The following is a 9,419-nucleotide window of genomic DNA, read 5'->3' on the forward strand; positions in this document are numbered from 1 at the left end:
TCACTCTGATATTCAAAAGCGGTAGGTGACACCTGCGCCTATCAGCCAGGGATCGAGCTCCGCCTTCCCCGTCAGCTTCGCGCCGGTCACCGTGACGTCGAAGTCCGGCTTCAGGAAAAGCTTCTTCACGTCGAAGTTGAGGCCCCAGTGCTGGTCCACCATGTAGTCGAATCCGACCTGCAGCGCCGTGCCGAACGTGTTCTTCACCTTGAGAGCATCAGCGCTGCCAGTGTCCTGGTTGTAGAAGATCGTGTAGTTCACGCCGGCGCCGACATAAGGCTTGAACGCGCCGAGATCGGTAAAATGGTACTGCAACGTGAGTGTCGGCGGCAGCAGCCAAACTTTGCCGATGTTGCCCAACCCTCCGATCGTCCCTTGGCCCGCGATGTTGGCATAAGTGGTACCGAGTATGAGTTCGGCGGCGATGTTGTCGGTGAAGAAATACGAGATATCGAGTTCCGGCGTCACCGTGTCCGAATACGAAAGACCGGAGCCGGGAAGCGTATCAACGTAGCCCAGATCTTTCGTAACGACGCCCAACGCCCGCAGGCGGACCTGCCAAGGGATTGGCGCTTCGGTGACCGAGGCTCCCGTCTCCGCCAGGACGGTCTCTGCTTGCGCAGGCTCCGCGGCGACGGCCTGCTGTCCCACCATGATCAGGGCCACCGCCGCTGCTGTTGCCCGCGCTACGCCCATTCGCGTTCTCGCCATGAGATTCACTCCTTGATGTTCAGAAAGGATGCACTGCACTATTTCGTCTCCTGCTCGAATGAATTGTTGATGGACCTCAAATGCCCCTCTTGCGTTGCAACGCGTTCCGCCGTCTCCGGAGGGTGATCGTTGAAGCCGATTGCGCTGCGGAGAAAATTGGTGCCTAGACTGATGAATGCGGCTTGCTCCCGATTGTCCTCGCCGCAGCCGTGCCCGCCTGCGCTGGCCTCGTAGAAGTAAGCGGGATAGCCAAGAGCCTGCAGTTTTGCGGCCATCTTGCGCGCATGGCCCGGATGGACGCGGTCGTCGCGTTTCGTGGTGGCGATCAGGATAGGCGGATAGGGCTGTCCCGGCGCTGCGGCGTGATAGGCGGAGATTTCCTTCAGGAAAGCCCAATCGTGAACCTTGTCCGGATCGCCATATTCGTCGATCCAGCTCGCGCCCGCCAAGAGCTTGGTGTAGCGACGCATGTCGATAAGCGGTGCTGTGCAGAACAGAGCCCCGAAATGCTCAGGATAGCGGGTCAGCATGTTTGCGATCAGCAGGCCGCCATTTGAGCCACCCTCGGCGGCAATCCGCCTCGGCAGGGTGATGCCCCTTCGCACGAGGTCGGAGGCAACGGCGGCGAAATCGTCGTGGGCGAGACGCTTGCCCTCCCTGCGCCCGGCTTCGTGCCAGCGGGTGCCGAACTCGCCGCCGCCGCGGATGTTCGCCTCGACACACGTGCCACCGCGCTCGAGCCACAGCTTGCCCAGCGGGGAGTTGTAGTAGGGCAGGAATGATACGCCGAACCCGCCATAAGCGGAAAGGTGAATCGGAGCATCTCCGTTCCCGTTCGCCGGACCAACCTGCGTATAGGGGATCAGCTCATGATCGATAGAGACTGCCTCGTGGCGCGTGACCACCAGTCCGGATGCATCGAAATTCTCCGGGCTGCGCTTCAGGATTGCTGAAGCGCTGAGAGACGGCGCGGCATTCAGATCGAACAGCAAGAGCTGCGGCGGCGTGATCGGATCCTGAGCACAGATCAGGACCTCTCCATTGGTCTCGTGAACTGCCGCATCGAATGACCAGACGTCGACAGTACCTTCGGCGGGCAGGGTGTTCAGGACTCGGCGCGTCCATTCCTGGTGGCCGGGAGTGAACATCTCGAAACGCGGTGCGAGATTGACGAGGTAAGAGATAATGAGCTTCCCGTCATTCCAGAAGAATGACTGCATGGAGCGCCTTTCCCCTGGTTGAAACAGGGTCTCAAAACGGCGTCCGCCGGCGAGGAAAGTGGAAAGCGAGATGACGATCAGCGCGTCGGCGGGATGGGTGGTGCCTCCCACCGTCCAGGGCTTGCGCGGCCTTACCGCCAGCCAGTCGCCGAAGACCCGCCACGACGCGTCGCGAGGAAGATCGATCTGCCTCCTCGGCCCGCTCCTATCGCCGATCCAGCTGATCTTCTCGAAGAAGGCCGGCTGCTCGATGAACCAAAGGCGCTCGCTGCGGCCGGTGCGGTCCGAATGACCAGACACTTGGAAGCTTTCGAACCCGGCCTCGAAGATTGCCGGCGTGGTGAGGGGATCCGCGTCACGCTTCCACAGTCGAACTGTGCGCGCATAGCCGGAGCGGGTGGCCATGCCATTACCAAGCGCACTGGAAAGCAGAAGCGTGTCAGGGTCCAGCCAATTAACGTAGCCTTTGGCCTCGGGGAGGTTGAAGCCGTCGGCGACAAAGCTCAGAGAAATCAGGTCGAATTCGCGATGCACGACCGCGTCGCTGCCGCCGCGCGACAGGCGCAGAACGGCTCTTTCCCGTCTCTCCGGCTCGATGGACGCGCCGTCCCAGATCCAGTCCTCTCCGTCGCTAGCCGCGAGAGCATCCAGATCGAGCAGTAGCTCCCATTGGGGATCCGCCTTCATGTAGGCGGCAAGGGTGGTCCGGCGCCACAGTCCGCGTGGATTACCGTCATCTCGCCAGTAATTGTAGAGGTACTGACTACGGCGCGCGATCAGGGGAAGATTGTCGCGATTGTCGAAAATGGCTGTCAGAGCCGCGCGGTCGCGCTCGAACTGCGTTCCACCGAAGTGCTTCAGAGTCCTTGCCGATTGGCCGGCGGCCCAGGCAAGTGCCCGCTCGCCCTCTACATCTTCAAGCCAGACATAGGGATCGTCGTCGGGAGCATCAAGCGTTGGACGGACATCAAATGCGTTCATGTCCGGACAGCCTTCAGAAAGAAGGGATAGAGGCTTCCGTCGGCTCGGGAACGCTCAGTGTCGGTAGCGGCGCCCACATGTTCGAAAAGCGTGATCATTGATGAGTTCTTCCAGTCGGTGCGGCATCGCAGTGCTTTTGCGCATAGGGCCGCAACCTTCGTGCCAACTGGGAAAATCGTTTCGGAACAATGCGATCGCTCTGGAAGCGTTGTGTCACATGTCCGACATCGTCGAGAATCCGACAACGAGTGCTCCTCCTAATCACCGGATCAACCTCCGGCGCCAGTCGTGGACACTGTGCAGAACTCGAGAAGTGAAGCTCATTGGAGTGAACCTGGTTGACGCCCAACATCTTCGCTCTGGAGCGCTTCACGCACACGGATTCATGGCAGACACCATGATGCGATCGATGCTGTTAGAGACCAAGCTGGCTGCGCCTGTGAGTTTCAGCCGCCAGCTGGAAGCAGCGGAGTTCTGAGGAGAAGGGTGGGGGGCCCAAGCCCTGCCGCAATCTTGGCCTGCACCGTCCCCTTGATTGTTGTGGGTCAACGTCTGCCTGCCCGCTGAATTTGGCACGCCTTACACCTACGTCACGACCAAGACCTTCCTGTTGCACTTCGGCCTCGACACACTGCGGGATTTGCCCGATTTCGAGGCGATTGAGGTTGCCGCGCTGCTCAGCAAGGAGAAGCTGCTGGCGGGCGATACTCCCATCGGGCTGGTGAGTGGTGGAGGAGGTGAGGAGCGACACTCCAAGGCCAGGACGGGCTAGCGCAGCAGATACATGGAAGTAATCGCTTGATATGAGCGGTTGAGAGTCGAATCAGGGAACTATGCGATCACTATCGATAAGAGGTGGCAATATCGATCGTGATTGTATCGGGCCACTCTACGGCGAAGGAGGCGGCAACTTGTGTCTCCGACCCGAAACGATTACCTTGCGGCCATTATGAGCAAGCATTTGGCATCCGTCTTGACGACGTGAACGCGCCCTGCAGCGTACAGCTGGACGACGCGGCGCTGGCCGATTGCTTTGCGGATCTCGATTTGGCCAAGCAGCATCCCGCTCATGTCAGCGCCTTTCTCGGCGAGGTCCCTCTCGCCCAGCAAGTCGAGTTCGCAACCGCGCACCACATTCGCGGTCGACGAGATGAAGGCTTTTGCCGCCAAGTTCTCTGCCTGGTCCGGCGAAAGCTATCCGCTCGCCGCATAATGGCTGGACATGATAGCCGACGCCCGTCCCGAATGGCGGCGGCTTTTTCGTATTATATCGACCTGATCGACAAGATGCGGCGGAACAGGGGTCCACGTGCGATGCGGCCAAAGCGGATCCAGCTCTCGAGCGCGACTACGGGGTAGGTGTGGTCGCTGGAGCCGCGGCCGACCTCGACCTCGCGCCAGCCGGTCTTGCCGCGCAGGGTGACCAGCAGCCCTTGCCGTCAAAAATCTCGATCCAGCTGGCGCCATCGCTGTTGTCGTCGCGCATGACGTCGAGACCGACGATCTCGGAGCGCCGCAGGCCGCCGCCACAGCCCAGGAGCAAAATAGCGCGGTCGCGCAGGCCCTGAGGTCGTGGCCGAGCGTGGCGATCATCGCCAGCAGATCGTCGCCAGGACCGCCTCTTTCTGCCGCGGTGGCTTTGCGTGCTTGCGGCGAATGCCGGCAAGAACCTTATAGATATGCCGCTCCGCGCGGTCCAACGGCCGGCCGCGCTGGGTAAAGTTCCAGGCGAGGCCGGAAAGCCGCCGCTCGATGGTCGCAAACTAAAGGGCAGGGGCGCCACGCTTCGGATCGCCGGCGGCGGTGCCCGAGGCACAGGCGCTGATATTGAGCCTGATCACCTTCGAGCCCGGAGGCAGGGGATCGAAGCCAGCGCGCCGGCACCAGGAGGAAAAATGCCGCCAATCCTTGGGGTAGGCGTCGCGCGTGTTCTCCGAGGTGGCGTTGTAGCCCCTCGCGGTCTCGACCAGTTCCTGGACATGCGCCGGGACTCTTTGAGCCGGGTCTCCATCTCCTTGTAGAGCTTGTCAAGCTCGCCATCGACTGGCTTCAGGTCGTCGATTGAACATTGCGTCATCATAGGCTTTGTGCCTTGTTGTAGCAGGCATCGTCCGTTCGCGCGGCGGACACAGACATCACCGTCGCTGAGCCGAGAACGACGGTAAAAGAAAATGCACTCACTGACTTCATAACCAATCTCTTTTGCGGGTGATTTAGAAACGGACGCCGAGCTTGGCGCTGAACCCGTGTGTCTGGGCATCCGAGGCGATCTGTCCCTGATAGGCGATGCCGAACGTCGCGTTCTCGGTGATGTTTACGTCAAGCCCAGCTTCGAGCAGAGCTGCGTTCTTTGCGATCGGCACGCCCTTGATGGCGAAGGAGGAACCGCCAGCAAAGGCAAGAGCGGTATCCGGCCTGACGTCGCCGAAGGCGTGGCGCCAGCCAAGACCGCCGCGCGCGGTAGCAGTCACGGTGCCGAGGGTCAGTACCGTCGACGCACGCAGACCTAGCGTGGTAAACGCCGTGTCGCTCGAGCGATCCCCGCTCGACAAGGCGGCTGCGCCGCCATTCTCGGTGAAGCCATCGGCGTCAAAATTCACATAAGCGAGATTAGCGTAGGGCTCGAAGGAAGCCGAAGCCGTATTGATACGGTAGCCGAGCTCGCCAAAGGCCTGGAACGTGCCGGCGTCGTAATCGGCCGAAAGGCTGTCGGCGAAGCCTGGAAAGACCACGGACCTGCCGGTCTCGATGCTGTGCCAGGTATAGGCAAGGCCGGAACGAAAACCGAGATTGCCGTTCTGCGTGCCGGCAAAAAGACCGAGATGGTAATTCTCGCTCGAGCCCGACGACGCGCGATCGTCCGCCTCCAAGGAGGTATGGCTGTAGCCGCTGATGAGGCCGAGCCGCCAGCTTTCGCCGACAGCCGCGTCACCGCCAGCCAGAAAGCCGCCTGTCGAGTGATCGAGACCGGCGGCATTGCCGTCGCTGTCGAGATGACCCCAGGCGCCGAAGCCACGGCCCCATACGGCGAAATTCTCACTCGTTGCCGGGGCCAGTTCCAGACCACCCAGCCCATAAGTCATCACCGGAACGCTGGAGGCACCGACGCCGTCGAACGCCGCACGGATCCGTTCGCTCGCGGCATCGCGTACAGAATGACTGTCCTCGATGAGGCCGCTATGAATGGAAGCATGAACCTCGCCTGATAGCATATCGAAAGCGTTGCGGGCTTCCGGCGCCGTCAGGAACAGGATGTTGTCCTGGATCGGATTACCGCTTCCAAGCGCCTGAGCCGCTGCGGCGACCGAGCGTTGATTGAAGGTGCTGGCTACATCGGCAAACGCCGTCGATGTGCGGCTGATATCGAGATAGACATTGTTGGCATCGTAGACGAGCTGGAAATCGACGAAGGGCGTCGCGTCTGTCGCCAGAGCCCCCGTCAGCCCGCCATAGGTGCCGCTTACGCCGCCTGCTGCGGAGAGCAGAGTATATCGGGCATCGACCGATAGCGTTCCCTGCCGCAGCAGCTCGATCTGCGCGCCGCTGTCGATCGCCGCTGCTCCGCCAACATCGATGAGATCGGACGACCTTGCGAGGTCGACCTGATAGATCGATCCGGACTGCTGCGCGAAATCGCCCGTGACAGTCAGTGTGGTGACGATCCTGCTCGGATCGGTCGCACTGCCAGGAGCGACCGTGCCGCCCTCGGAAATGGTGACCGCACCGTAGGTGCCGCCGCCTGCGACGACACCGCCGCTGTTTGCGATAGCCGTGCCCCCGATCTGCCCGTCATTCCCGAGAAAGCCGGACGTGGTCGCATCATGGGAAAGCACACCTGTATCGGCAAGCAGCAATCCCGCGCCGGAACCGACCGTCGTCATGCCGGAAAAATTGTTCTTTCCGCTCAGCGTTTGCACGCCACCGGCAACGAATAGTTTGCCGCCCATATTATTGTTATCAACGTCGAGGTCGTTGATGCTGCCGGCGAACGTGTCGTTCGAATCCGTTAGCACCAGGGTACGCTTGCCCAGTTCGACCGTTCCGCTGCCACTCAGGCTACGAATACGGGCATCGTTGTAGGCGTCGGAGATTCCCCAATAGTCGCTGCCATTTCCATGTTCGGAGATATCGAACGTGCCGTCTGCAACGACTTTCGCTGACCGTTGGATGTTGCCGAGCCCCGCAAGCGAGAGATAGGCATCCTGAGCAATATTCGTCTCGCCGGTGTAGGTGTTGACATTCGTCATCCGGACCACCGTCTTTGTATCAAGCGTCAGCGATCCGGAGCCGGAGACGACACCCGCTATGCCGAACCCGCCCTCATTCCCCATGCTCGTCGTGATCCTGCTCAGACCGGTCCCTTCGGGTGCGGATGAATCGGTAGAGAAGTTGCTGGCAGTGACGAAATGTGACGTATAAGCGGTATACTTCTTCTCCAGATCGAAAATGACCGATCTGTTTTTGAAGAAGTCAAGACCGGCAACAAAACTGGTCTGGTCATTGGGTTGTTCCGTCGTGCCGCTGGTGTAGGTGAAGTCGATATTGTCCAGCCTTACCGGATCGCCATCCGTTCCTGCGATTGTAACGCTCGGGATGTTGCCCGATGCGCTTACGATCTCGCGTTGCTCATTTCTCCGAACATTTTTAAGTTTGACGCCCGCATCCTGAAATTGCTTCAGCATCGCATCACTGATCTCCAGACTGCCACCGCCCGGTGTGCCGGTGTCGAGCAATACCGCGGTCTTGTTGGGGTCGGTGATTGGTGGGGCTCCATCCTTAACCGTGTACTGCAGATTGTAGCTGCCTTCGTATTCGGTCGAGGCATTGGCGCCAGAGCCAGGAAAATTCTGATAAGAATCCTGATCTTTTTCCTCGGGTTCTCCCCATGGCATGGCATTAGTATATTGGGCCCGGAGGCTTGGATTGAGGTTGACAATCGTGCAGGGGGAACAGCCAGGCGTTTGGTCGCTCTCGGAATCCGGATTCACATTGGCGGAGACCACGTAGCCAGACCTGGTGACACTGCCCATCATGCCCCAGACACTTGTCTTGCCAAGAAAATCGCCGGCCCCGAATGTACCTGCGAAATCGCCGCCTTCGTCTGCCATCTTGCCAGCGGTCATTTTCGCCCGCTGCTCCTTATCGGCGTGATAAGGTTCTTGGAGATCCTGACCATACATATCTTTAAGTCCATCCGTCACGGATCCCGGCGTGCACTTAAGATTGTTGTCCTTGCAATACGCATGGGTATAGACAAAATCGAGAATGCGAGCAGCCCGGTATTTCTTATCGCTTACAGACGGCCCGTCGATTGTTATCTTTTGATCTGGATCGACATATGTAAATTTATCAATTTCCACGTTCTGAAGCTTATTACCATACGTTCCGTCCCCGTACGTATATACGTAAGGCGTGTCGGCAATCGGGCGGACCCCGGTCACCTCTGACCCGATCTGCGTGTTGAGCTGGTCCGAGCCCGTGTCGAATACGTATCGCTGCGCGTTGCCATTGTTGATCTTGGCCCAGATGCCCAGGCGGTCATGGCCTTCCCCGACATACTCCAGCGGGATCGAAATCGGGTCGTCGGCCAACGCTTCTCCAGTTGGAAATGCTACCAGACCCACCCCGAGAGACACAGCCGGCAGGAATACCGTCGTCATCGCGGTGGTTGCCGCCAGAAAGTTCTTTGTCCTGAAACAAGCCTGCATACCTGGTCCTCGAAAAAGTCTCGCAAACTGATTGTTCATTGGAACGGCCTCCTGAATTGTTTAACGAGACCCTTTATGGCGGCCCTGGCTGACAACAGCCTGAAAGCTGCAAGCGGCCTGCGAGAATGGGGCGATCCTGAATGACGACAGGTGCTGTCAACAATGGATGAGTGCTCGGCCTGAAAGCTGAGCACGCTTTATGCTCAGGCTGCTGACAAGGCCAAAGCAGCGTAAGTGCGGAGTGAAATCCAAGGTCCACATGGGTCGTCGCGCTTCCCGTGCGCCTGGGAAGGCGCCGGCCCGGCCAAGCTTTCCCAGATCGTCCGGATGGCGCACAAGATACCGGTTCAGGTCGATCGAGATGGAGGCCGAGGCGTATGCCAAGGCGGTCGACTGCCTGACGAAAGATCAGAATGCGTCGCTGGCGCTCTACGATTTCCGCCGGCAGCGAGCTCAGCTCCTGCCGGGCATCCGTGTTTACTGGCGACGAGACACAAGATGTGCCCAAATTGCCACCAGACCGTCACCTGCGATGAGTTTCGGCAACTGATTTTGTCCTTTCAATCGTCGCCACTTCCTGGCCGCGGCCAACATGGGCCACTCGAAGGCAGCAGACTGGCGGCTATATGGACGGGCTGTGAGCCCGCACCGGAGACATTGGCGAAATCTACGATCTCTATAGCAACGTCAAGGAGAAGCGCGAGGTGTTGCAGATGTGGTCAAATCACATCGAATGGCTGATCAAGCAGGCTGCGGATGACGCTCTGGCGGCGTAGCTGCTGGCATGGGCGGAAGATGC

General features: G+C 59.7%; 6 protein-coding genes and 2 pseudogenes. 3 read left to right on the top strand and 5 right to left on the bottom strand.

From position 1 onward, the window contains the following. Positions 1 to 12: 12 nt before the first annotated feature. Positions 13 to 711: an OmpW family protein gene (locus ENZ75_RS00380; RefSeq protein ID WP_063169295.1), complete on the bottom strand. Its 699-nt coding sequence runs from the start codon at positions 709 to 711 to the stop codon at positions 13 to 15. Positions 712 to 749: 38 nt separating this feature from the next. After that, positions 750 to 2,912 (bottom strand): prolyl oligopeptidase family serine peptidase, encoded by a 2,163-nt coding sequence (locus ENZ75_RS00385; protein ID WP_082826571.1) that lies wholly within the window; start codon positions 2,910 to 2,912, stop codon positions 750 to 752. 217 nt (positions 2,913 to 3,129) lie between these two features. Between ENZ75_RS00385 and ENZ75_RS00390 the strand changes: the two genes are divergently transcribed. After that, positions 3,130 to 3,390 carry a hypothetical protein gene (locus ENZ75_RS00390; protein WP_095769041.1) on the top strand — a complete coding sequence of 87 codons (261 nt, stop codon included), beginning with the start codon at positions 3,130 to 3,132 and terminating at the stop codon, positions 3,388 to 3,390. A 93-nt stretch (positions 3,391 to 3,483) separates the two neighbouring features. Next, positions 3,484 to 3,684 (top strand): annotated as a pseudogene (locus tag ENZ75_RS00395) (SMC-Scp complex subunit ScpB); the annotation flags it as partial. A 161-nt stretch (positions 3,685 to 3,845) separates the two neighbouring features. On the opposite strand, the gene ENZ75_RS34215 reads toward ENZ75_RS00395, so the two are convergent. From ENZ75_RS34215 to ENZ75_RS00410, 3 genes and pseudogenes are all read right to left on the bottom strand, one after another. Continuing rightward, positions 3,846 to 4,082 (bottom strand): hypothetical protein, encoded by a 237-nt coding sequence (locus ENZ75_RS34215; RefSeq protein WP_063169293.1) that lies wholly within the window; start codon positions 4,080 to 4,082, stop codon positions 3,846 to 3,848. Positions 4,083 to 4,198: 116 nt separating this feature from the next. Continuing rightward, a pseudogene (locus ENZ75_RS34865) lies at positions 4,199 to 4,882 on the bottom strand (integrase); the annotation flags it as partial. Positions 4,883 to 5,125: 243 nt separating this feature from the next. After that, positions 5,126 to 8,659, bottom strand: coding sequence for an autotransporter domain-containing protein (locus ENZ75_RS00410; RefSeq protein ID WP_082826570.1), 3,534 nt, complete (start codon positions 8,657 to 8,659; stop codon positions 5,126 to 5,128). Between the two features lie 322 nt (positions 8,660 to 8,981). On the opposite strand from ENZ75_RS00410, the gene ENZ75_RS34535 reads away from it, so the two are divergent. Beyond that, positions 8,982 to 9,170 (top strand): hypothetical protein, encoded by a 189-nt coding sequence (locus ENZ75_RS34535; protein WP_095775329.1) that lies wholly within the window; start codon positions 8,982 to 8,984, stop codon positions 9,168 to 9,170. Positions 9,171 to 9,419: the final 249 nt, after the last annotated feature.

The sequence above is a fragment of the Mesorhizobium sp. M7A.F.Ca.CA.002.04.1.1 genome, from assembly GCF_004022805.1.
In the GTDB taxonomy this organism is placed as follows: Bacteria; Pseudomonadota; Alphaproteobacteria; order Rhizobiales; family Rhizobiaceae; genus Mesorhizobium; species Mesorhizobium ciceri.